Raw genomic sequence first — 22958 nt, forward strand, 5'->3', positions numbered from 1 at the left:
TTATATCCTATAATTAAACTGCGGCCGTCACCGTCCGCCCGTCGCTGTAGATTATAAGATATAACCTACTTCCCTTATTGGTTATAACCTATAGGCTCGTGCGTTCATGCCTGTGCGGGCTCGCTGTCGGGTTCGAGGCGCACGATGACCGACTTCGACGTCGGGGTGTTGCTGGTCTCGGCCACCGAGTCGAGCGGGACCAGCACGTTCGTCTCCGGGTAGTACGCCGCCGCGCAGCCGCGGGCGGTCGCGTAGTGGACCACCTTGAAATGCGGGGCGCGCCGTTCGGTGCCGTCCCATTCGCTCACCAGGTCGCAGTAAGCGCCGTCGGCGAAGCCGAGTTCGGCGGCGTCCTCGGGGTGGATGAGCACGACGCGCCTGCCGTGGCGGATGCCCCGGTAACGGTCGTCGAGCCCGTAGATGGTGGTGTTGAACTGGTCGTGGCTGCGCAGCGTCTGGAGCAGCAGCCGCCCCTCCCCCGCCTCCGGCGAGACCACCTCGTTGACGGTGAAGTTGGCCTTCCCTGTGGCCGTCGGGAAGGCGCGCTCATCGCGCGGGGCGTGCGGCAGCGCGAAGCCGCCCGCCTCGCGGGCGCGCGCGTTGTAGTCCTCGAAGCCGGGCACGACGCGCTCGATGCGGTCGCGGATCCGGTCGTAGTCGGCCGCGAAGTCCTCCCACGGGGCGCCGTCCTCCTCGCCGAGGACCCTGCGCGCCAGCCCGGACACGATCGCCACCTCCGAGCGCATCCCCTCGCCGAGCGGCGGCACCTTGCCGCTGGAGGCGTGGACGACGCCCATCGAGTCCTCGACGGTGACGAACTGCTCGCCTCCCGCCTGGAGGTCGGTGTCGGTGCGCCCCAAGGCCGGGAGGATGAGGGCGCGGGCACCGGTGACCACATGCGAGCGGTTGAGCTTGGTCGAGACGTGCACCGTCAGGCGGCAGCGGCGCATCGCCGCCTCCGTGGCCTCGGTGTCGGGCGTGGCCGCGACGAAGTTGCCGCCCATGGCGAAGAAGACCTTCACGAGGCCGTCCCGCATCGCCCTGATCGTGTCCACAGTGTCGTATCCGTGGTCGCGCGGCGGCGCGAAGTCGAACTCGGTGCCCAGCGCGTCGAGGAAGCGGTCGGGCATTCGCTCCCAGATGCCCATCGTCCTGTCCCCCTGGACGTTCGAGTGGCCGCGCACGGGGCACACCCCTGCCCCGGGCTTGCCGATGTCGCCGCGCAGCAGCAGGAAGTTCACGATCTCGCGGATGGTCGGCACGGCGTGCCGGTGCTGGGTCAGGCCCATCGCCCAGCACACGACGGTCTTCTCGGAGGCGGTGACCATCTCCAGGAGCCGTTCGATCTCGGCCGCCGTCAGGCCGGTGTGCCGCTCGGCCTCGGCCATGACCGCCGCGTCGTCGCCGCCCTCGTGGTGCGCGGCGAAGGCGTCGAAGCCGTGCGTGTACCGGTCGATGAAGTCGCGGTCGATCGCGCCGGCGCGCAGCAGCATCCGGTTGAGCGCGCTGAACAGCGCGAGGTCCCCGCCGACGCGGATCTGGAGGAACAGGTCGGTCAGCTCGGTCCCGCGCCCGGCCAGGCCGCGCGCGGTCTGCGGGTTCTTGAACCGCCGCATCCCGGTCTCGGGCAGCGGGTTGACGGTGACGATCCTCGCCCCGGCGCGCTTGGCCTTCTCCAGGGCGGTGAGCATCCGCGGGTGGTTGGTGCCGGGGTTCTGGCCCGCGACGATGATGAGGTCGGCGGCCCACAGGTCTTCGAGGAGCACACTGCCCTTGCCGATCCCGATGGTCTCGCTCAGCGCCGCGCCCGAGGACTCGTGGCACATGTTGGAGCAGTCCGGCAGGTTGTTCGTCCCGAACTTCCTGGCGAACAGCTGGTAGAGGAACGCCGCCTCGTTGCTGGTGCGCCCGGAGGTGTAGAACGCGGCCCCATTCGGGTCGTCCAGGGCGGCGAGCTCGTCGGCGATGAGGTCGAACGCCTCGTCCCACGTGACGGGCGTGTAGTGGCTCGCCCCCTCGGCGAGGTGCATCGGGTGCGTCAGGCGGCCCTGCTGGCCGAGCCAGTATCCGGACTTGTCCGCCAGGTCGTCCATCGGGTGGGCGGCGAAGAACTCGGGGCCGACGGTCAGCCTCGTGGCCTCCTCGGCGACGGCCTTCGCGCCGTTCTCGCAGAACTCGGCGGGGTGGCGGTGGCCGGGCTCGGGCCAGGCGCAGCCGGGGCAGTCGAAGCCGCCGACCTGGTTGAGGGCGCGCAGCAGCGGCAGTCCGCGCCGCACGCCGGCCTGGGAGCCGACGAACCGCAGCGAGGTGGCGACGGCCGGGATCCCGGCGGCGCGGTCCTTCGGGCGGCCGACCTCGGGCGCGTCCTGGCCGGGGTCGTCGATGGGGGCCTCGGTCATCCGCTCAGTGTAGGGCCGGAGACGCGCCGACGGCGCCGACCTCGCTCAGGTCCGCACGCGCCGCGCCTCGGGGCCGGGTTCGACGCCGAGCCCGCGCAGTGCGACGGCGCGGCCGACGCGGGCGGACCAGACCGCGGCGGCGATGCGGCCGCCGCGCCAGGCCCACAGGGCGGCGCGCAGGACGCGGCCGCCGTCGAGCGGGGCGGCGGGGATGAGGTTGAAGACGGCGAGGAGGACGTTGACGCCTGCGAGGTAGCCGAGGACCGGCGTCCACGGCTCACCGAGGCCGACGGCGGCCGCGAGCCAGGTGAGCACGGCGAACGCGGCGGCCGCGAGGCGGCTCACGAGCGGCCCGGCGGCGGCGTAGACGAGCGGCGAGTGCCCGGGGTGGGCGGCGGACATGCCGGTGGACACGATGGCGACGAGCAGCGCCACGGCGCCGAGCACGCTCCAATGGAGACAGACGGAGGCGCCGACCGCGGTCCCGAGCCGCAATGTCGCCTTCACAATTCAGGCGTACCCGTGCACGGCACCCCTAATCCTGGGCGAATCAGCGCCATACGCAGCGGCGATGCGCCCGGGTAGGCTTTTCCCGGATTTCACCGGAGCATGGTTCACAGCGGAATCCGGCAGCAATTCGTCGGCTTGGGAAGCGGTGGCATGGACGATCAGACGGACGGGTCGCCGTCGCGGACCGGGCGGCTGCACGGCCGCCTGCTCCAGATCCTGGCGCTGGTCTCGGTGCTCGCGGCACTGGCGGCCGTCTGGCAGTTCAGCCCGATGCTGCTGGGGAGCGAGGAGGAGGTGGCGGCGACGTGGCCGTGGGAGGACCCGGTGACGGTCGACTTCGGCGCCGAGCCGTCGAGCGAGGCCGCCGTGGACTCGGCGGAGGCGAGCAGCGCGAGCGTCGAGCCGTCGCCGGAGGCCGGGAGCGCGGCGGCCGAGCCGGAGAGTCCTGCTCCCTCAAGCGAACCGGTCGTCGAGGACGACGAGTCCGGCCGGGACGATGCGACCGAGGCCGAGCCGGAGCCGGAGGGGCCGGCCTGCACGGCGTCGCTGGAGCTCGTCAGCGACTGGCGGGGCGCTGTGCAGGTGTGGGTCCAGGTCGCCAACACCGGCACCGTGTCGTTCGAGCGCTGGGAGGTCACGATCGCGATCGACGGCGTCGACCTCTACGAGCATTGGGGCATGGACCACGGCGACGGCGACCGGTACGAGAGCGAGCACTGGAACGGCGCGCTCGACCCCGGCGAGTCGGCCGACGCGGCGTTCCAGGCCGGGACCGAGCACGATGTGGCGCTGCCCGACACGGTGCCTTGCAGTGCCTTCGCGTAGGGCCGTCCGCGGCGGGTGCGTAAATCGGCGGCGCGGCCGGGCGGGGCTTCGGTACGTTGCAGGGCGTGCGGTCCCTCGGCGGGCGCACTGCTCGGCTGAGCACATTATTTGACGCACACTGCTCAGCGCACGTTATTTGACGGGAGACTCTGATATGGCCAGCAAGTTCACCGAGCTCGCGATCGACTGCGCCGATCCGGCCGGTCTCGCCCGGTTCTGGTGCTCGGTCCTCGACTACGAGGTGCAGGAGGAGGACGAGGACGAGGGTGTCGTCACCATCGGCTCCCGGGGGGTGCACGAGGGGAAGGGCCAGGCCGGGCCGGTGCCGCCGGTGCTGACGTTCGCGCGCGTGCCCGAGGGCAAGACGGTCAAGAACCGGTTCCACATGGACCTCAATCCGACCGACAGGGATCAGGGCGAGGAGGTCCGCCGCCTGCTCGACTTGGGCGCCAGGCGCATCGACGTCGGTCAAGGCGAGGTGGACTGGGTCGTGCTCGCCGACCCGGAGGGGAACGAGTTCTGCGTCCTGGCGGGCCGCCGCCCTTGAGCTGGAGGGCGCGTGTGAGGCGGCCGCTCTGACCGCTGCCGGAGCCCCACCGGCCGCGCGCATGACGCGGCCGGTCGTTCGGTGAGCCGCTCGCGGAGGAACTCGGTGCTCGGGGGCCGCGCGGCCTTGGCCTGCGGCACGAGTCTCGGCATGCCGAGGAACGCGTGCCCGGCCGCCGAGGCGCTGGTCGCGATGACCGCTCGCGAACTGCGCTAAGGGGCCGTTTCCAGGCCGAAGCCGTAGGCGAACAGCGGGTCGTAGTCGGCGTCGCCGACGTTGACCGGCTCGTCGTCGACGGTCCTGGGCCAGCTCACCGGCAGGGTTCCGGTGTAGGGCGCCAGGCCGAACAGCGGGTCGGCGACGCCCTCGCCTTCGCTGCCGGGCAGCCAGGCGGCCACGAGCGCGTCCACGCCGTCGAGGTGGCCTTCGAGCTCCATGGGGCGGCCGGAGACGGTGATGACGACGCAGTCCATGGCGCCGCAGACGGTCTCGACCGCTTCGGCGTCCTGATCGGACAATTTCATGTCGTGGTCGTTGCCGGGGCCGACGTCGCCGACGCCTTCGGCGTAGGGGTTCTCGGCCACCACGACGATGCCGACGTCGTAGCCGTCGAGCGGCTCGCTCGCCCTCTGGCTGTATTGGACGGTGGCGTCGGGTGCCACCTCGCCGATGCCGTCGAGGATCGTCGTCCCTTCGTCGACGGCGTTGACCGAGCCCTGCCAGGTGCCCGACCAGCCGCCGAGCTGGCGGCCGAGCGAGTCGGCGCCCGATCCGGCGACGTAGACCGACTCGTCGCCTGAGAGCGGCAGCAGGTCGCCCTCGTTGCGCAGCAGCACCTGCGAGGCCGCGGCGGCCTCGCGGGCGACGGCCCGGTGCTCCTCGGAGCCGACCTCGGCGGCGAGGCTCGTGTCGGCGAAGGGGTGCTCGAACAGGCCGAGGGCGAACTTCTGGGTGAGGATGCGGGCCACGGCGTCGTCGATCCGGTTCTCCGAGACGCGTCCGGCGTCCACTTCGGCCAGGAGCGTGGCGGTGAACGCCTCGTACTGGTCGGGCACCATGACCATGTCGATCCCGGCGTTGATCGCCTCGCGGACGGCCTCGGCGTAGTCGTCGCTGATCTGCGAGACACCGGCCCAGTCGGAGACGACGAAGCCCTCGAAGCCGAGTTCGCCTTTGAGGACGGTGGTGAGCAGGTACCCGTCGGCGTGGACCTTGAGCGGGCCCTCGCCGAGGTCAGTGGAGGAGAACGAGGCCATGACCGAGCCGACGCCGGCCTCGACGGCGGCCCGGAAGGGGGCGAGGTGGAGGCGGCGCAGCTCGTCCTCGCTGAGCTCGGTGACGCCCTGGTCGAGGGTGTAGGAGTCCGTCGTGGAGCTGCCGTAGGCGGTGCCGCCGTCGCCGACGTAGTGCTTGGCGGTGGCCAGGACGCTGGTGTTCGCCGAGAGGTCCTCGCCTTGGTAGCCGTGGACGACGTCGTCGGCCATCGCGGTCACGAGTTCGGGGTCCTCGCTGAAGGACTCGTAGGTGCGGCCCCAGCGGCTGTCGCGGGCGACGCACAGGCACGGGGCGAACGTCCACGGGATGCCCGCGGCGCGGGTCTCGGCGGCGGTGATCGCGGCGGTCCGCCCGGCCAGTTCCTCGTCTCCGGCGGCGCCGAGGCCGATGTTGTGGGGGAAGATCGTGGCGCCGGGGACGGCGGCGTTGCCGTGGACGGCGTCGATGCCGTAGATGATCGGGATGCCCAGGCGCGTGTCGAGGGCCTCGCGCTGGTAGCCGTCGATCATGGCGGCCCATGCCTCGGGGGTGTCGTAGAAGGCCTCGCTGCCGCCCGACAGGAGCGAACCGAGGCCGAAGTCGCCGACGTCGCCGGGCGAGTCCTGGACGGCGGGGACCTCCGCCTGGGTCATCTGGCCGACCTTCTCTTCAATGGTCATGCGGCCCAGCAGGTCGGCGACGCGGTCGGCGACGGGCAGGGAGGGGTCGAGATAGGCGGCGTCCTCCTCCGACTCGCCGGGGACGGCGAGGAGCCAGACGACGAGTGCCGCGGCGAGCACGGCGACCGATGCGATCCAGAGCCAGGGGCGGCGGACGCGTGCGAGGGGTGAGCCCATTGCGGGTCTCCTTATGACGAACGAACCGGAACGGCCCAACCTGCTTCCCAGCCTACCGAACACGGAATCGGCGGAAGCGACCCGAACGCCCGTTGCAATGCGGCGGCGAACTTGTTATGTTGGGTGTCCCAACTAACCCCTGCGACTTCCCTCAAGGAGACCCCCGTGCGACGACGCACCTTCGCAGCATCGATCGGCGCGGCCGCCGTAGCGGCCACCGCCGTCCCCGACGCGGCCTTCGCCAAGCACGACAGGCACTGCGGCGACACTTACACCTGGCGCAACGCCGCCATCAACGGCGGCGGCTTCGTGCCCGGAATCGTGTTCAACGAGACCGAGGCGGACCTGATCTACGCCCGCACCGACATCGGCGGCCTCTACCGCTGGCAGGAGGACTCGCAGACCTGGAAGCCCCTGCTCGACTGGGTCGGCTGGGACGACTGGGGCTACACCGGCGTCGTCTCCGTCGCCACCGACCCGGTCGAACCGAATCGCGTCTACGCCGCCGTCGGCACCTACACCAACGACTGGGACCCCAACAACGGCGCCGTCCTCTACTCCGAGGACTACGGCGAGACGTGGGGCATCGCCGAGCTCCCGTTCAAACAGGGCGGCAACATGCCCGGCCGCGGCATGGGCGAACGGCTGGTGGTGGACCCGGCCGACAACGCCGTCCTCTACCTCGGCACGCCGAGCGGCAACGGGCTGTGGCGCTCGACCGACCACGGCCGCACCTGGGCCGAAGTGGAGGCTTTCCCGAACGCGGGGAACTTCACCGTCACGCCGGGCGACCCGTACTCCGGCGACAACCAGGGCGTCGTCTGGATCGACTTCGACCAGCTCGGCGGCGCAATCTACGTCGGCGTCGCCGACCCGGCCGATCCGCTCTACGTCTCCACCGACCGCGGCGCCACCTGGGCGCCCGTCCCGGGCGCCGCCGAGGCGCTCGGGACCGCGGGCACCACGCCGACCATCCCGAAGCAGTCGGCCGTGGACCACGAGCACGGCCACCTCTACATCGTCACCTCCTGGGACCCCGGCCCCTACAACGGCGGCCCCGCCGAGGGCAACGGCGGCAAGATCATGCGCCTGGCGACCCAGACCGGCGAGTGGGCCGACGTCACCCCGCCGTACAACCCGATCGGCGCCATCCCCGGCTTCGGCGGGATCACCGTCGACCGCCAGAACCCCGGCACTCTGATGGCCGCCACGGAGAACAACTGGTGGCCCGACGAGGTCGTCTTCCGCTCCATCGACTCCGGACAGACCTGGCAGACCAGTTGGGACTACGCGTGGGACGCGGACTGGTCGTGGCCGCCCCAGCGCGCCGACCGGTTCGACATGGACCCCGGCACCAGCCCGTGGCTGTCCTTCGGCAACGCCGACGACGGCCCGGCCTACGCGGTCAAGCACGGCTGGATGATCGACGCGCTCGCGATCGACCCGCACGACTCCGACCGGATCATGTGGGGCACCGGCGCGACGATCTGGGGCACCGAGAACCTGACGCAGTGGGACTCCCAAGGCGCCCTGGTGGGCTGGGACAACGAGGCCGGGCACCAGATCGCGCTCCCGGTCGAGAAGTTCACCGTCGGCGTCCGCGCCGAGGGCCTGGAGGAGACGTCGATCCAGGACCTCGCCGCGCTCGGCGGGACCCTCGTCTCGGCCGTGGGCGACCTCGGCGGGTTCGTCCACAATGATCTCGACAAGGCCGTGATGATGATCCGCCACCCGAACTGGACGTCGGGCCGCAGCGTCGACTTCGCCGCCCTCGACCCCGACTTCGTCGTCGGCTCCGGCGACGTCGAAGGGGACGTGGACGGCCACGTCGGCTTCTCGACCGACCGGGGGCGGACCTGGCAGACCACCGCGCGGCTCGACGGCGTCCCCGGCGGCGGCCACGGCGGGACCGTCGCCGTCACCGCCGACGCCGCGGCGATCCTGTGGTCCCCCAGCGACACCGACGTCACGCCGGTGCGCTCGACCGACCTCGGGCAGACGTGGACGCCGGTGGCGGGACTGCCCGCGGGCGCCAAGATCCGCGCCGACCGCGCCCGGCCGAACCGGGTCTACGCCTTCGCCGCCGGAGCCTTCTACGTCAGCGGCGACGGCGGCGCGAGCTTCGCCGACACCGGGTCGACCGGTCTGCCTGCCGAGGGCAGCGTCGACATCCGCCCGGTGCCCGGCCGCGGCGGCCACATCTGGCTCGTCGGCGGCGCCGCCGGAGGCGACTACGGCATGTGGCGCTCGAAGAACGAGGGCCGCTCCTGGAAGCGCATCCGCGAGTTCGAGGAGGCCGACTCGGTCGGCTTCGGCAAGCCGCGCAAGCGGTCCCACTACCCGGTGGTCTACACCTCCGCGAAGTCGGACGGCGAGCGCGGCATCTGGCGCTCCGAGGACGGCGGGAACCACTGGAGCCGCGTCAACGACGACGAGCACCAGTGGGCGTGGACCGGCGGCGCCATCACCGGCGACCCCGAGGTCTACGGGCGCGTCTACCTCACCACCAACGGCCGCGGCCTGATCTACGGCGACATCGAAGACTGAACTCGGTCAAGACAGGGCGCCGCACCGAGCGATCGGTGCGGCGCCCGCCGATAATGGTGCGATGGAACCGAATCTGCGCGCGCACCTGTGCATCGAGCACGCCATGGCGTCCGACCGCCTCACCGAGGCGGACGCCGAAGCGGCGTTCCAGGCGGTGCGGCCCGTCGCCGAGCGGGCGCTCAGTGCCGCTCCTCAGCTGCTGAACCTGGCCGACCCGTTCGAAGCCGAGACGCAGGGCGCCGTGGCCGTCTCCGGGCTGCTGTGCGTGCCGCGCGGTCAGGACGCGATCGGCACCGCCATGTTCTCAGTCCTCATCGGACGCGAGGGCGACGCCGCCGCCTCGGCGCTGCTCCACGCCGTCGAAGTGGTGGTGAGCGGGCCTGTCCGGCGCTACGTCGGCGCCGAGATCGAACGCCTCGAACAGGCCGGGGTCCCCTGCCCGCGCTGGGAGTCGCCTTTGGAGGCGCCGGTCGAGCCGGTCACCGCCTGGACCTGCTCCCCCGTCCTCGAATCCGGGGGCGCCCCGCACTCGGTCATGGCCTTCGAGTTCCAGCGGGCGGGCGCCGCCCACGGCTTCATCGTCCACCGCGACTTCCGCGGCGACGGCTCGATCACCAAGATCGGCGCGATCCCCGCCATCGGCTGGGACAGCTTCCGCAAGTTCCTCCTCGCCGGGGAGGCGCTCGAGGCGCCCTACGCCATCGAGGAGGTGGACTTCGAGGAGGCGATCGACCGGTTCGACGGCCCCAGGACGGCCATGTGGGCGCACCTGCGCCGCGACCCGGCCCGCTTCACCGCCGATCCCGACCTCGCCAGCGTCCCCGGCCTGACCCTGCTCCTGGAGGCCCACATGGCCGCCGCCGTCTGACGCCGCCGGGCGCCGGGCACCCCGTCGCGCTCTTGAGCCCCGACATTCCTTCGGACGTCGAAGGGGCCGCGGCTCACCTCTTGCTGGACTGCGCGGACGAGGTCAGGGACCGGCGGTTGCGCGATCGCGGTTGGGACGATGCGGCGATCGCCGATGCCATGGGGAACGCGCGGCAGTACCGTCGCCTGTTCGACGCGGTGGTCCGCACCGATGACGCGGATCCGCACGGCGTCGCGGACCGGATCCTGGCGTGGGTGCGCTCCGTTCCGCGTTGAAGTCGTTGGCGCGCAGGCGTTCGACGGACAGGCGGGTGAACTCCGGCACCCGGCGCGAACACTCAGGCGTACCAGTGTGAGACGTGGAGTAACCTGAAGCGATGCCTCGCAGGCATGGCGGGGGTTACCCATCGGCACCCCGCATGTCCCGATAGGAACTTCGACGTTGACTGAAGCAACCGCAGACTGGCCACCCCCCGGCATCGACGGCTCGACGCCCTCCTCGGCGCGGGTGTACGACGCGATCCTCGGCGGCCGCGACAATTTCAAGGCCGACCGCGAGGCCGCCGATTTCTTCCTCCGGCACGTCCCGCAGGTCAAGGAGTGCGCGCGGGAGAACCGGCGGGCACTGCACCGCGGCGTGCGGTACCTGGTGCGCGAGGCCGGCATCGACCAGATCCTCGACATCGGATGCGGCCTGCCCACCGAGCCGAACACGCACCAGATCGCCCAGGAGGTCGACCGGGACGCCCGAGTGGTCTATGTGGATAACGATCCGATGGTGCTCTCGCACGGCCGGGCCCTGCTGGCCGACGACGACACCACGAGGATCGTCACCGCCGACCTGCGCGATCCCGAAGGGATCCTCGAGCATCCCGACGTCAAGGCGTTCGTGGACTTCGACCGCCCGGTGGCCGCGGTGGTCGTGGCGACGATCGTGCAGATCAGCGACCACGAGCACCCCGACGACCTCCTCGCGGCGCTGATGGCGCCGCTGCCGCCGGGCAGCCACCTGTTCCTCACCGTGTGGCCCGACACGGGCGAGCCGATGCAGCGGGAGCTGTCGCGCGCGTGTATGGAGACGCTCGGCACCGGCTGGATCAGGCCGGTCGAGCGGCTGCGGGGGCACTTCGCGGGGCTCGAGATGGTGCCGCCGGGCCTGGAGTACATAGCCAGGTGGTTCCCCGAGGAGCCGGACAGGGCGGTCCCGGCCGTCGAGGACCTTGAGCCGTACCAGTTGACGCAGATGGCGGGCATCGCGAAGAAGGTCTGAGCCGCTTGCCCGTACGGGCGAAATCAGGCAGAGGTTATAGATATAAGTTATAGAGTATAAGATATAACCTTTGCCTTGTATTGCCGTTCGCTCATGGGTGGCCAGCAGACGGGATTGGCGCTGCCGTCAGAGCATAAGGTTATATGTTATAAGATATAACCTCTGTTGTGTATTGTCGCCTGCGCGTGCGGGGTGAGTAAGCCGACCGGCGGCGATGTCGTCGCGGAGCGCTGCGCGCCTACCGGCGGGCGGCGAGCAGGCGCTCGAAGAGCGTCTCGTAGCGCTCGGCGACGGTCTCGGGGGCGAAGCGGCGGGCGGTCTCGCGGCCGCCGTCGGCGAGCTTGGCGCGCAGCCCCGGGTCGCCCATCAGCCGCTCCAGCGCCTCGGTGAGTGCACCGACGTCCTTGGGTGGCACCAGGAGCCCGTTGTGCCCGTCCTCGATCACCTCGAGCGGGCCGTGCGGGGCGGCGCTGGCGACGACCGGGACGCCCGCCGACATCGCCTCGCCCATGATGAGGGAGAACGACTCGTGGTGCGAGGGGACCACGGCGATCGAGGCGTCCGACCACTCGGCATCGAGCGGGACCACCGGTCCCATGAGCTCGGTGCGGCCCTCCGAGCGTGTGTCCTCGATGAGCTGCGCCAGCGCCTTGTCCTCTTTGCCTCGGCCGTAGATCCGCAGCCGCCACTCGGGGAAGCGGTCGACGGTGCGGGAGAAGCCGCGGATGAGCGTCGCGAAGCCCTTGCCGGGGGCCAGGCGCCCGGCGGCCATGACGACCGGCGCGCCGGCGCGGTCGGCCTCGACCGGCGGTATGGGGTTCGGGACGTCCGCGATCAGGCCCTTGAAGCCGGGCAGCGCCTCCCGGTAGTCCGCGGCGTCGGCCTCGGTGGCGGTGATGACGGCGTCCAGGCGCGGGAAGTCGGCCTTGATCCACTCCTTGAGCGGGTCCTTGTGGCGGCCGAACGAGGAGTGCTCCTGGGCGATCTTGACGACGTCGGCGCGGCCGTACCTGGCCAGGTAGAGGTTGACGCTGAGGTGGGTGCCGATCAGGACGTCGGTGTCCACTCTGCGCAGGTAGCGGGCGACGCGGCGGTCGAGCAGGGCCGAGGAGGCGCCGAGGTTGTTGGCCTCCCGCTCGTCGAGGACCGAGGGCCGCTTGGCGCGCCACCGGTCGAGCGGGGACAGCTGCTCGCCGCCCTTGGCCGGTTTGCGGAGGTCCCACAGGTTCACGACGGTGATCCGGGGATCGGGTGCGAACGTCGGGGCCTGCTTGGAGCGCACGCACGCGGCGACGGTGACGTCGTGGCCGCGGTCGGCCAGGGCCGCGGCGCTGTCGAGTGTGGCCTTGGTGGCACCGCCCAGGACACCGGCGTCCCTGACGATGAAGGTGATGCGCATTGCGGCGGTTCCCGTCGTTTCTCGAAGCGGTGGACGTTATCTGGAGCGGTTCGCCAAGAGCCGCTCGAACAGCTCGATGTGGCGGGGGGCCACCTGGTCGGGCTCGTAGCGGCGGGCGGTCTCGCGGCCGCCGGCGCTGAGCTTGGCGCGCAGCGAGGGGTCCTCGATGAGCCTGGTGAGGGCCGCTTCGAGGGCCCGGCGGTCGCCTTTCGGGACGAACAGGCCGTTGACCTCGTCCTCGACGAGTTCGAGGGGGCCGTTGGGCACCTTGGTGCAGATGAGCGGCGCACCGGCGCCCATAGCCTCGACGATGGTGAGCCCGAACGACTCGAAGTTGGAGGCGACGACGGCGATCGCGGCCTTGGCCCATTCGGGGCCGAGCGGCGTCACGGTGCCCATGAACTCGATGCGCTCGGTCTCGCGGAGGTCCTCGGCGAGCTGCCGCAGCCGCTTCTCGTACGGCCCGTGCCCGTAGACCCGCAGCTTCCAGTCGGGGTGGTGGTCGGCGACGCGCGCGAAGGCGCGCATGAGGAGGTCGAAGCCCTTGCTCTGGTGGAGGCGCCCGCCGGCCATGATGACCTTCTCGACGTGGGCGGGCCGCTCGACCGGGCAGGCGGGGACGGAGTTGGGGATGCACTGGATGGCGCCGCGGTAGCGGGGCATGGCCTCCCGGTAGTCCTCGGCGTCGCGTTCGGTGGTGGTGACGATGGCGTCGAGGCCGCGGTACTTCGAGCGGATCCAGTCGCGCCGGTCCTTCCGGTAGAGGTTGAAGTACAGGTGCTCCTGGGCGACGCGGACCGTCCGGCGGGTGCCGAACTCGGCCATGTAGGAGTTGGCGGCGGCGCTGGTGCCGACCACGACGTCCGCGTCCGTGGTGCGCAGGTAGTCCTTGACGCGCCTGTCCATGAGCGCGGAGCTGCCGCGGGGGGCGTTGATGTCGGCCTTCTTCAGGAAGGAGGGGCGCCCGCGCAGGGCCTGGTCCTTGCCGCCGAGGGTCTCGCCGCCGTCCTCGGGTTTCCGGACGTCGAGGAGGTCGACGAGGGTGATCCTGGGGTCGATCGCGAAGTCGGCGGTCTCCTTGTGCCGCGAGCACGACACGATGGCGACCTCGTGCCCGAGGTCGGCGAGGGAGGTGGCCGTGTTGAGCGTGGTGCGGATGGTTCCGCCCATGCCCCATACGGTCCTGACCAGGAAATCTATTCGCACAACAGCCGAGGATAGCGGTGCGCGTCATGTCGCTTCAATGCGGAATGGCCCATATCTCACCATAATTCGGATACGCGTACTGGTCATCGCGCCAGCGGGGGTCACGCCTCGATCAGGTTTTCGAGCCGGGGCGGGTTCCGCATTCGACGTGTGACCGCTATCATTGACGGTCATATATATTTACATGGTTTTCCATAATGTGCCGGGACGGCTCCCGGCCGCCCTCCCAGAAAGGATCGACCATGACAGCACGACCCCCCGGAAGCGGCTCGGCCGCCGTCCGCGCCGCCACCGGGCGCTCCAGGCGCCTCGTCTGGGCCCTCGCGACGCTCGTCGTCGCCTCGCTCGCCGCGGCCTCGCTCAGCGTCTGGCACAGCCAGAAGGCCGCCGCGTTCGAGACCGGCACCTGGTACAACATCGAGTCCCGCCACTCGGGCCTCGTCATGGGCATCCGGGCCGCCTCCACCGAGAACGGCGCCGAGCTCGTCCAGTGGGACGGCAACGGGTCCTACGACCAGCAGTACCGGTTCCTCGACTCCGGCGACGGCTACTACCGTATTCAAGCCCGGCACTCGAATAAGGTGCTCGACGTCAAGGACTTCTCCACCTCCGCGGGCGCCACCATCCACCAGTGGGGCGACGCGAACAGCACCAACCAGCAGTGGCGCATCGAGGAGAGCGACGGCTACCTGACCTTCATCAACCGGAACTCCGGGCTGGCGATGGACGTGTGGGAGTGGTCGACCGAGCGCGGCGGCCGCATCTCCCAGTACGCCCCCACCGGCGGCGCCAACCAGCAGTGGGAGCTCCACGAGGTCGGCGACGGCGACGATGGCGGCGGCTCCGGCGACCTGCCCGAGGGCGTCGACGAGCTCGACGGCTTCGCCGAGGGCACCACCGGCGGCCAGGGCGGCCAGACCGTCACCGCCACGGACCAGGACCAGCTCGAGGCCTACCTGTCCGCCGACGAGCCGTACGTCATCCGCGTCGACCGGGCGATCGACATCAGCCCCAAGGGCACCGAGATGGACATCGCCTCGGACAAGACCGTCGTGGGCGTCGGCACCAGCGGCGAGATCGTCGGCGGCGGCTTCTTCCTCGGCGAGGACACCGACAACGTCATCATCCGCAACCTCACCATCCGCGACACGCAGATGACCGAGGACGACCCCGACGACAAGGAGTTCGACTACGACGGCATCCAGATGGACGGCGCGAGCAACGTGTGGATCGACCACAACGAGATCCTGCGCATGAACGACGGCCTCATCGACAGCCGCAAGGACACCACGAACCTCACCGTCTCGTGGAACATCATCGGCCCGGGCAACAAGGCGTTCGGCATCGGCTGGACCGACAACGTCACCGCCGAGATCACGATCCACCACAACTGGATCCACGACACCAACCAGCGCAACCCCAGCGCCGACAACATCGCGCACGCGCACCTGTACAACAACTACCTGGAGAACGTGAGCAGCTACGGCAACTACTCGCGCGGGTACACGAAGATGGTGCTCGAGAACTCGTACTTCGAGAACGTGAACAACCCGTACTACCCGGACTCGACCGCCGAACTGGTCGAGCACGGCAGCATCTGCGTCGACTGCTCAGGGCGGCAGGAGACCAGGGGCTCGGCGTTCGACCCGGGCGACTTCTACGACTACACGCTCAACGACGCCGAAGACGTCCCGGCCCTGCTCGGCGAGTACGCCGGCACGCAGAGCTGGATCGACGGCTGATCGGCGCGGCGCTCACAGCGTCAGTGCGACGATCAGGCAGGCGAGGGCGACGGTGCACAGAACGGTGCGGATGTTGTGCCAGCGCCCCCACCTCGCCTCGTCGAAGCGCTCGCGCGCGGCCGCGACGTCGATCCGGTCGGGGTCGCCCGCGGCCTTGAGCGCGTCGTTGAGCGGGATGTTGACGCGGACGGTGAAGACGAAGGACAGCAGGTAGAGCACGAACGCCGCGGCCGTCCACAGTAGTGCGGCGCGGTGCTCGGCTCCGAGGTGGAGCAGGCCCGCGGCCGCGGTGAGCAGCAGGGCGCCGGTGAAGACCGAGACGAACGGCGGCCTGACGATCGCCCGGTCCATCGCCTGGAAGGCGGCCACGAAGGTCCGGTCGTCGGTGCGGGCCAGCCCCGGCATGACCGAGACGGCCCAGCCGAAGAAGACTCCGGCGATCAGTCCGACGCTGACCGTCGCCAGCGCCAGCGCCACCACTCGAAGCGTCTCCATTGCGGTGTCCTCTCGTCAATGTCCGTCGGTGCAGGGTTGTCGGGGCAGGGCCGCCGGTGCGGTCGCGTCCATCATGGCAGCGGGGTCCGACAGCCGCTCTAGCGGCCGATCGAGATGCCGGTGAGGGCCTCCGAGCGCTCCCAGAGCCGCTTGGCGAGCTCGCCGTCGTTGGCTTGGGGGTTCTTGGGAGCCTCGCGTTCGAGGCGGTGGAAGTAGGCGCCGTTGACGGCGTGCGGGTCGGCGAGGGCGGCGAGGTGGACGAGCGGCTCGGCGCCCTGGTCGGGCGTGGCGAAGAGGCGCTTGGCGAGCCTGGTGCGCATGAGGCGGCGCGTCACCGGGTTGTCGCGGGCGACCTCGGTGGCGACCGCGCCGGGGTGGAAGGCGGTGGCGGTGATGCCGGTGCCCGCCGTGCGGTGGGCGAGTTCGCGGGTGAACAGGACGGTGGCGAGCTTGGAGGCGGCATAGGCGGCCGCGATGCTGTACCGGCGCCGTTCGCCGTCGAGGTCGTCGAGCTCGATGCGCCCGGCGCGGTAGGCCATGGAGCCGGTCGAGACGACGCGGGCCTCGGGGGCCTCGGCCAGGCGGTCGAGCAGGAGCCCGGTGAGCAGGAACGGCGCGAGGTGGTTGACCTGGAAGGTCGTCTCGTGGCCGTCGGCGGTGGTCCTGCGGCTGGTGAACAGGCCGCCCGCGTTGTTGGCGAGGACGTCGATCCGCTCGTAGGAGGCGAGCAGTTCGCGCGCGAGGGCGCGGACGTCGTCGAGGCGCGCGAAGTCGGCGAGGTGGGCCCGGGCGCCGATCGACTCGGCCACGGCGGCGGTCCGCTCCGGCGAGCGCCCGACGACGGCGACGGTGGCGCCGAGGGCGGCGAGGCGCCGGGCCGCGGCCGCGCCGATTCCGGCGCTGGCCCCGGTCACCACGATGGTCTTGCCCGACAGGTCGACTGCTGCGGTCATGGCATCCACTCCATGGATTCGACGCTACGTGCAGTCGGCGGCGATTTGGCCCCAATCGGCGCGGAGGCCGGTCACCGGCGCGGGTCGCGGCATTCGAGGATGCCGGTGTGGACGGTCATTCGGAACAGGTCCTCGGTGGCGAAGTGGCGTTCCAGGTCGGCCTCGATATGGGCCATCACGCGCTCGAAGTCGCCCGGCTCCATGTCGACGAACGAGGCCGTGGAACGGAAGGCCGCCACCAGCGGGCCGGGTTCGGGCAGCTCGATGACGCCCGGGAGGTCGTGCAGCCGCACCGAGGCGAAGCGCTCGGACAGCATCGCCTGCGCCGTTTCCTGGGAGAAGTGGTCCAGGACGACGCGGTACGGACCTTCCGACTCGGCGCCGAGCGCCTCGCGGGTCGCCTGGCGCCAGAGCGCGGCGTACTCGGGCCGGTCGTCGGAGGCGAGCGTGGAGGTGAACAGCGTGCCGCCCGGGGCGAGGACGCGTTCGAGCTCGTCGAGGGCGGTCTGGAGGTCGGGCACGTGGTAGAGCATGTGCATCGCCAGGACCGCGTCGGCCGAGCCGGACTCGAACGGCAGATCGCACACGTCGGCCAGGACGGTCGGCTTGGGGAGGGCATCGAGCATGCCAGGCGAGAGGTCGACGCCGATCACCTCGGCGCCGGGGAACGCCTCCCGAAGGCGGCTGAGGTACCTGCCGCTGCCGCAGCCGACGTCGAGGATGCGCTTCGGTTCGGCGCCGATGCGGTCGATGACCATGCCCGGCATGTCGACCTGTGGGCGCCGGTAGGAGAAGATTCCCTCCCGAGCCTTGAGGTTCCCCGATCCCTCCCGGTAGTTCTCGCCGGACTGGAACCGCCGCTTCGTGTCCTGTTCCCGCTGATCGCTCATCGCGCTCCTCGCCGCTCGGTGCTCGACCCGCCGGGCGGCGGGTCGGGCCTCACAGGCTAGCGGACGATCCGCATTGGAGGGAATGACGATCGTCACTGCAACCGTTCGAACAGTTCGCGCAGGTCCTTGGGCGAGTATGAGACGTTCTGCTTGTTCTCGAAGCCGCCGTAGAAGGTCAGGTAGTACGGGCATTCCCCGCCGAGCTCGACCGAGTAGCGCTCGATCCGCTCGCCGGTCTTGAGCTCGTAGGCCTCGACGGTGAACTCGTTGGCGTAGAAGCGGACCGACCCGAGGTAGTCGCCGGTGCCGACCTCCTCGTACTCGCAGGACTCGATGAAGCTGCCGCGCTCGGGCCCCTCGACGCAGACGACCAGCACCGTCTCGTCGACGGCGTTGGTCGTCCAGGAGCCGGGGAGGTCGGCCTCGCTGTCGAGGCCGAACAGCCACATCGGGTTCGTCCCGCCCTCGTCGTAGGGCTCGGCGGCCCGGTAGGGGGCCGGGGAGCCGCAGTAGTCGCCGCCCGAGAGGAGGCCCGAGACGTGCTCGCGCTCGATCGCGGTCTCCACCTGCTCGAGCTCGGCCGCCGCCTCGGGGGCGAGCTCGTGATCGGGGAAGTCGGCGAGGAACTGCCCGTACAGGTCCTGCGCGGCGTCGAGCATGCCTCCTTCGAACTGCTCACGCGCGCAGCCCAGCAGCACCGGCGGGACCTGGTCGCCCACGGCGGCCACGGGCTCGTCGAGCTCGGGGTGTCCCCAGTGCTCGTTGAACAGCCAGTCGTGGACGGCCTTGACCTCGCACGCTTCTTCGGCTTGGTGGTCGGCGAGGTTCTCCAGGAAGCCCTCGACGACCTCGCGCGCGGCCGCCGACTGGTCCGGCGAGGCGTCCAGGGTCGATGCCAGCACGTCGAAGGCGGATCGCACGATGCCGATGCTCCACTCGTTCAGCGGCGCCAGAGCGCCCCGCAGGAGCCGGTCGGCCCGGGCGGGCCCGGCGCCCTCCCACAGTGCCCCAGGCTGCTCCATGTAGGACTGGAGGGTCTCGGCGGACTCGAGGGGGTCGTCCCTGTCGAAGGCGGCCAGCAGGAGCTCGCACGCCTCGTCGTTCTCGGCGGCGGCGCGCACCACCGCCGCGTCGGCCACGCGGTGCGTCGCGTCCAGGCTCGCCGTGGCGGCCGTCGCGCCCTCGCAGTCGCCGTCGCGGTGCGCCGCCTCGGCGGCCTCCATGATCTGCGCGCCGTCGAAGCGGATCCCGACGACGGCCATCGCCATCAGGCATACCACCGCTCCGGCGAAGACGCGGCCGCGCCGCCGCGCCTCGGGTTCGTGGAGGTCGACCAGCGGCGCTTCGGGAGCCCGCCCGCGCTCCGGCCGGACGAGCCAGAACGTGTGCAGCATCGTCGCGATCCACCAGGCCGCCAAGACGATCCGCCACCACGGGCTCTGCGGGGAGGCCGCGACGAAGGCGACGAGCCAGATCGTCACCACCAGCGTCATGGCGGCCGCTCTCCTGCGGCCCAGCAGCAGATAGCCGATGCCCAGCAGCGTGGCGTTCCCGATCAGCGCCGCGAAGGGGTCGCCGTGGAGCTCGCGGCGGCGCTTCGGTTTCGGCGGCTCGAAGTAGTGCGGATCTTCCAGGGAGGCATGGGGGTACATGGCGGCGCTCCTATGTGCGGGCTCGACGAGAAGTGAAGCACGGATCATCCGGGACCGGTCCCGCGATACGGGCGCGAGGGCGCCGCCGCGGCGTTCGGCCGCGGTCGCCGCAGCCGGTGAGGCCGCGTACGCTCTAAGCGACCAGCCGGCGCCGTTCAGAAAAGAGGCCTCTCATGCCCATGCTCGAAATCCGCCGGCACAGCAAGCGCGACGGCGCCGAGGCAGTGCACCTCTCGCAGGCCGGCATCGAGCTCGCGCGCTGGGCCGGAACGCTGATGGGGCCCTTCGAGGTCGTGGCCGCCAGCGTCGCGCCGCGCACGCGCGAGACGGCGATCGCGATGGGCTTCGCCGTCAGCGTCGAGCTGCCCACGCTCAAGAACGTCAGCGAGTTCATGGTCGAGTCGCAGCGGGCCGCGCACGATGTGGGCGAGCCGTTCACCCGTCTGGCGCGGCTGGTCAACGGCCGAGGGGCGGTGCACGACTACTCGCACGCGACGGCGGCGCAGTGGCGGCATCTGATGGCGCCGCTCGGGCCGGGCGACGCCGGGTTGGTCATCGGGCACGGCGGGCACCTCGAGTGCGGGCTCATCGCGCTGTTCCCCGAGGCCGACCACGACTCGTGGGGGGCCATGTTCGATTACATGGAAGGCGCCCGGATCCACTACGACAGCAGTGCCGGGCGCTTCCACGACGTCGAGATCGTACGGATGTAGCTCAGGCGCGGACGAAGTCGAGCAGCGCCTCGTTCACCTCGTCGGTGTGGGTCCATAGCAGACCGTGCGGGGCGCCTTCGACCTCGACGTAGTCCGCTTCGGGGAAGGCCTCGTGGAAACGCCTGCCGGTGGCGTCGATGGGCAGGATGTTGTCCTTGGTGCCGTGCAGGATGAGCGCGGGCTTGCCGGAGGCGCGGACGGCGGCGACGTCGTCGCGGAAGTCCTCGATCAAGCTGGGCACGATCGCATAGGCGGCCACGGGCGCCGCGGCGACCGCGGTGTTCCGGTTCGCGTCGACGACCTCCTGGGCGACCCTGCTGCCGAGGTTCTCATCGAGGTTGTAGAAGTCCTGGTAGAACTGCGTGAACCAGGTGTAGCGGTCCTTGCGGGCGGCCGCTTCCATGCCGTCGAAGACCTTCTGCGGGACGCCGTCGGGGTTGTCCTCGCGCTGCACGAGGAAGGGTTCGAGCGAGGCGAGGAAGGCGAGCTTCGCGATGCGCTCGTGGCCGTGGTTCTTGACGTATCGGGCGAGTTCGCCGGTGCCCATGGAGAAGCCGACGAGGACGACCTCGCGCAGGTCGAGCTCTTCGAGCAGCGCGTTCAGGTCGGCGGCGAAGGTGTCGTAGTCGTAGCCGGTGCCGACCTTGCTCGACTGGCCGAAGCCGCGGCGGTCGTAGGTGATGACGCGGTGCCCGGCGTCGATCAGCTCGCGGGACTGGCGCTCCCAGCTGTGGCCGTCGAGCGGGTAGCCGTGGACGAGGACGACCGGACGGCCGGCGCCGTGGTCTTCGTAGTAGAGCTCGATCGGCGTGCTGTTCTCGCTGCCGACGGTGATGGTTGCCATGATGACGATGCCTTCCCTCTGGAGAACGGCCGTTCTCCTCGGGAGCAGACTGCGGTAGGGAACGCGTGTTCTCAGCACAAAGGGATGATTGTGATCGAGGACACAGATCTTGTGCTCGGCCGCCCGTGGGCGGCCGAGCACGGGGGTTCAGGCGGCCAGCAGGGTCTCGATCTCCTTGACCTGCCCTTGCGTGAGCGGTCCCTTCTGGAGGGCACCGGCGTTGTCCTCGACCTGGGCCACGGTGCGGCAGCCGGGAATCGGGACCGTCGCGTCGCTGACGGCCCACAGCCAGCCGAGCGCCCCCTGGGCGAGCGTGCGGCCGTCTGCGGTGAGCACGTCGCGGACGGCGTCGAGCCGGGCGAGGTACTCGGGCGCGGGCCTGCCGTCCTTGAACAGCACCATCCACTCGAAGGCGCTGCCGCGGACGTCGTCGGGCCCGACCGCGGTGTCCGCGGCGTACTTGCCGGTCAGGAGCCCCATCGCCAGCGGGCCCCGGTTGACGCTCGCCAGGCCCATCCGCTCGCACACCTCCAGGACCTCGGGCCTCGCGCCGCGCATCAGGGAGAAGTCGTGCTGGATGGCGGTGCAGTGCTCGCCGTCGCTCCCCCACGCCGCGGCCCGCTCGGGGTCGTCGGTGCTCCAGCCGTACGAGCGGATCTTGCCCTCCTCCACGAGCGCTTCGAGCGTGCCGAGCAGCTCGGCGGCCTTGTCGAGCTCCAGGCCGCCGAGGTGGAGCTGGTAGAGGTCGATGTAGTCGGTGCCGAGCCGCCGCAGGGAGGCGGTCACGGCCTCGCGCAGATAGGCGGGGTCGTCTCCGGCGCCGTCGCTGAACTTGGTCGCCTCGTCGAACCGGTTGCCCCACTTGGTGGCGATGACGACCTGGTCGCGGCGGCCCGCGAGGGCGCGGGCGAGGACGCGCTCCGAGTGGCCCGCACCGTAGACGTCGGCGGTGTCGAAGAAGTCGACACCGAGTTCGAGGGCGCGGTGGATCGTGCGGACCGATTCGTCGTCGTCGACCTCGCCCCAGCCGCAGGGGCCCTCGCTGCTGTGGAACGGACCGCCGATGGCCCAGCAGCCCATGCCGATGGCGCTGACTTCGATGTTGCTTCTTCCGAGTGTTCGTCGCATCATGCGATCGACATTAGAACCTGGAGTGCACTCCAAGGCAAATGCGCATTCAGGCGGCGCCGCGCTGGAGGCGCGCGGCGTAGACGCGCAGGGCCCGCAGGAAGTCGACGTAGCGGAAGCCGGGCCAGTACGCCTCGGTGAAGTACAGCTCCGAGCGGGCGGTCTGCCAGGGCAGGAAGCTCGACATGCGGCGCTCGCCGCTGGTGCGGATGACCAGGTCGGGCTCGGGCAGGCCGCTGGTGTGCAGGTGCGCGGCGATGTCCTCGGGTTCGAGCCGCTCGGCGAGGCCGGCGAGGTCGCTGCCGGAGGCGGCCTGGCTGCCGATGAGCGACCGGACGGCGTCCACGATCTCCTCCTGGCCGTCGTAGCCGATCGCGACGGTCAGGTGGAGGTCGCGCCCGGCGGTGGCGGCGCGGGCGGCTTCGAGGGCCTCGGCGGTGGAGGCGGGGAGCGCGTCGAGGCGCCCGGCCAGGTGCAGGCGCCACCGGCTCTCGGGGCGCCGCAGGCGTTCGACGACGACCTGCTCGATCATGGCCATCAGGTGGGCGATCTCGCCGCCGTCGCGCTTGCGGAGGTTGTCGGAGGAGGCGACGTAGACGGTGACGTGGTCGATGCCGAGCCCCGCGCACCAGGTGAGGACCTCGTCGAGGTGCTCGGCGCCGTGGCGGTGGCCCAGGCCCGGGTCGTCGAGGCCCTGCTGCCGGGCCCACCGGCGGTTGCCGTCCATGACGAGCGCGACGTGCCGCGGCATCGGCGCGGCCCGCAGCTGTCGGCGCAGGCGGCGCGCATAGGCCTTGTAGAGCCACCCGGTGAGGTCCATGCCGCCAGCTTAGAGGATCGGCTCCTTAGGCGCCCAGCGG

At 70.8% G+C, this 22958-nt stretch carries 20 protein-coding genes; 8 read left to right on the forward strand and 12 right to left on the reverse strand.

What is annotated here, in order from left to right:
* Window positions 1–104: 104 nt before the first annotated feature.
* Complete coding sequence (locus tag H613_RS0100170; RefSeq protein WP_026922187.1) at window positions 105–2399, reverse strand: FdhF/YdeP family oxidoreductase; 2295 nt, start codon at window positions 2397–2399, stop codon at window positions 105–107.
* Window positions 2400–2444: 45 nt separating this feature from the next.
* Entirely contained in the window at window positions 2445–2906 is a 462-nt protein-coding gene (locus tag H613_RS0100175) for a site-2 protease family protein (RefSeq protein ID WP_211234643.1), read from the reverse strand.
* Window positions 2907–3059: 153 nt separating this feature from the next.
* Here H613_RS0100175 and H613_RS0100180 point away from each other — a divergent pair, with 153 nt between their 5' ends.
* The gene (locus tag H613_RS0100180) at window positions 3060–3734 is read left to right on the forward strand and encodes a cellulose binding domain-containing protein (RefSeq protein ID WP_026922189.1); all 675 of its coding nucleotides are present in this window, start codon (window positions 3060–3062) and stop codon (window positions 3732–3734) included.
* 154 nt (window positions 3735–3888) lie between these two features.
* Window positions 3889–4281: a VOC family protein gene (locus H613_RS0100185; protein ID WP_026922190.1), complete on the forward strand. Its 393-nt coding sequence runs from the start codon at window positions 3889–3891 to the stop codon at window positions 4279–4281.
* A 212-nt stretch (window positions 4282–4493) separates the two neighbouring features.
* On the opposite strand, the gene H613_RS23490 is transcribed toward H613_RS0100185, so the two are convergent.
* On the reverse strand, window positions 4494–6392 hold the full coding sequence (locus tag H613_RS23490) for a glycoside hydrolase family 3 protein (RefSeq protein WP_084546168.1): 1899 nt from the start codon (window positions 6390–6392) through the stop codon (window positions 4494–4496).
* A gap of 165 nt (window positions 6393–6557) precedes the next feature.
* On the opposite strand from H613_RS23490, the gene H613_RS23495 reads away from it, so the two are divergent.
* From H613_RS23495 to H613_RS0100215, 4 genes are all read left to right on the forward strand, one after another.
* The gene (locus H613_RS23495) at window positions 6558–8939 is read left to right on the forward strand and encodes a hypothetical protein (protein ID WP_035735609.1); all 2382 of its coding nucleotides are present in this window, start codon (window positions 6558–6560) and stop codon (window positions 8937–8939) included.
* A gap of 61 nt (window positions 8940–9000) precedes the next feature.
* Window positions 9001–9807, forward strand: a complete 807-nt coding sequence (locus H613_RS0100205) for a hypothetical protein (protein ID WP_026922191.1) — start codon at window positions 9001–9003, stop codon at window positions 9805–9807.
* A 32-nt stretch (window positions 9808–9839) separates the two neighbouring features.
* Window positions 9840–10082: a hypothetical protein gene (locus tag H613_RS23500; RefSeq protein WP_156925743.1), complete on the forward strand. Its 243-nt coding sequence runs from the start codon at window positions 9840–9842 to the stop codon at window positions 10080–10082.
* 166 nt (window positions 10083–10248) lie between these two features.
* The gene (locus H613_RS0100215; RefSeq protein WP_026922192.1) at window positions 10249–11076 is read left to right on the forward strand and encodes an SAM-dependent methyltransferase; all 828 of its coding nucleotides are present in this window, start codon (window positions 10249–10251) and stop codon (window positions 11074–11076) included.
* A 238-nt stretch (window positions 11077–11314) separates the two neighbouring features.
* Here the strand turns inward: H613_RS0100215 and H613_RS23505 are convergent, their stop codons facing one another.
* Together H613_RS23505 and H613_RS23510 are read right to left on the reverse strand one after the other, a co-directional pair.
* Entirely contained in the window at window positions 11315–12475 is a 1161-nt protein-coding gene (locus H613_RS23505) for a glycosyltransferase (RefSeq protein WP_051392751.1), read from the reverse strand.
* Window positions 12476–12511: 36 nt separating this feature from the next.
* The gene (locus tag H613_RS23510) at window positions 12512–13645 is read right to left on the reverse strand and encodes a glycosyltransferase (protein WP_051392752.1); all 1134 of its coding nucleotides are present in this window, start codon (window positions 13643–13645) and stop codon (window positions 12512–12514) included.
* A 278-nt stretch (window positions 13646–13923) separates the two neighbouring features.
* Here H613_RS23510 and H613_RS28750 point away from each other — a divergent pair, with 278 nt between their 5' ends.
* On the forward strand, window positions 13924–15423 hold the full coding sequence (locus H613_RS28750) for an RICIN domain-containing protein (RefSeq protein ID WP_051392753.1): 1500 nt from the start codon (window positions 13924–13926) through the stop codon (window positions 15421–15423).
* Between the two features lie 12 nt (window positions 15424–15435).
* Here the strand turns inward: H613_RS28750 and H613_RS0100235 are convergent, their stop codons facing one another.
* From H613_RS0100235 to H613_RS0100250, 4 genes are all read right to left on the reverse strand, one after another.
* Window positions 15436–15918 carry an anthrone oxygenase family protein gene (locus H613_RS0100235; RefSeq protein ID WP_026922193.1) on the reverse strand — a complete coding sequence of 161 codons (483 nt, stop codon included), beginning with the start codon at window positions 15916–15918 and terminating at the stop codon, window positions 15436–15438.
* A gap of 98 nt (window positions 15919–16016) precedes the next feature.
* Entirely contained in the window at window positions 16017–16871 is an 855-nt protein-coding gene (locus tag H613_RS0100240) for an SDR family NAD(P)-dependent oxidoreductase (RefSeq protein ID WP_026922194.1), read from the reverse strand.
* Between the two features lie 71 nt (window positions 16872–16942).
* A complete protein-coding gene (locus tag H613_RS23520; RefSeq protein ID WP_051392754.1) occupies window positions 16943–17761 on the reverse strand; it encodes a class I SAM-dependent methyltransferase in 819 nt (272 codons plus the stop codon).
* A gap of 92 nt (window positions 17762–17853) precedes the next feature.
* On the reverse strand, window positions 17854–19413 hold the full coding sequence (locus H613_RS0100250; RefSeq protein WP_026922195.1) for a hypothetical protein: 1560 nt from the start codon (window positions 19411–19413) through the stop codon (window positions 17854–17856).
* A 173-nt stretch (window positions 19414–19586) separates the two neighbouring features.
* Here H613_RS0100250 and H613_RS0100255 point away from each other — a divergent pair, with 173 nt between their 5' ends.
* On the forward strand, window positions 19587–20126 hold the full coding sequence (locus H613_RS0100255; protein WP_026922196.1) for a hypothetical protein: 540 nt from the start codon (window positions 19587–19589) through the stop codon (window positions 20124–20126).
* A gap of 1 nt (window position 20127) precedes the next feature.
* Here H613_RS0100255 and H613_RS0100260 read toward each other — a convergent pair whose 3' ends face one another.
* From H613_RS0100260 to uppS, 3 genes are all read right to left on the reverse strand, one after another.
* Window positions 20128–20970 carry an alpha/beta fold hydrolase gene (locus tag H613_RS0100260; RefSeq protein ID WP_026922197.1) on the reverse strand — a complete coding sequence of 281 codons (843 nt, stop codon included), beginning with the start codon at window positions 20968–20970 and terminating at the stop codon, window positions 20128–20130.
* Window positions 20971–21117: 147 nt separating this feature from the next.
* Window positions 21118–22101, reverse strand: coding sequence for an aldo/keto reductase (locus H613_RS0100265; RefSeq protein ID WP_026922198.1), 984 nt, complete (start codon window positions 22099–22101; stop codon window positions 21118–21120).
* 46 nt (window positions 22102–22147) lie between these two features.
* Window positions 22148–22918, reverse strand: coding sequence for a polyprenyl diphosphate synthase (uppS, locus tag H613_RS0100270; RefSeq protein ID WP_026922199.1), 771 nt, complete (start codon window positions 22916–22918; stop codon window positions 22148–22150).
* Window positions 22919–22958: the final 40 nt, after the last annotated feature.

It is taken from the genome of Glycomyces arizonensis DSM 44726 (assembly GCF_000482705.1).
Classification (GTDB): Bacteria; Actinomycetota; Actinomycetes; order Mycobacteriales; family Micromonosporaceae; genus Glycomyces; species Glycomyces arizonensis.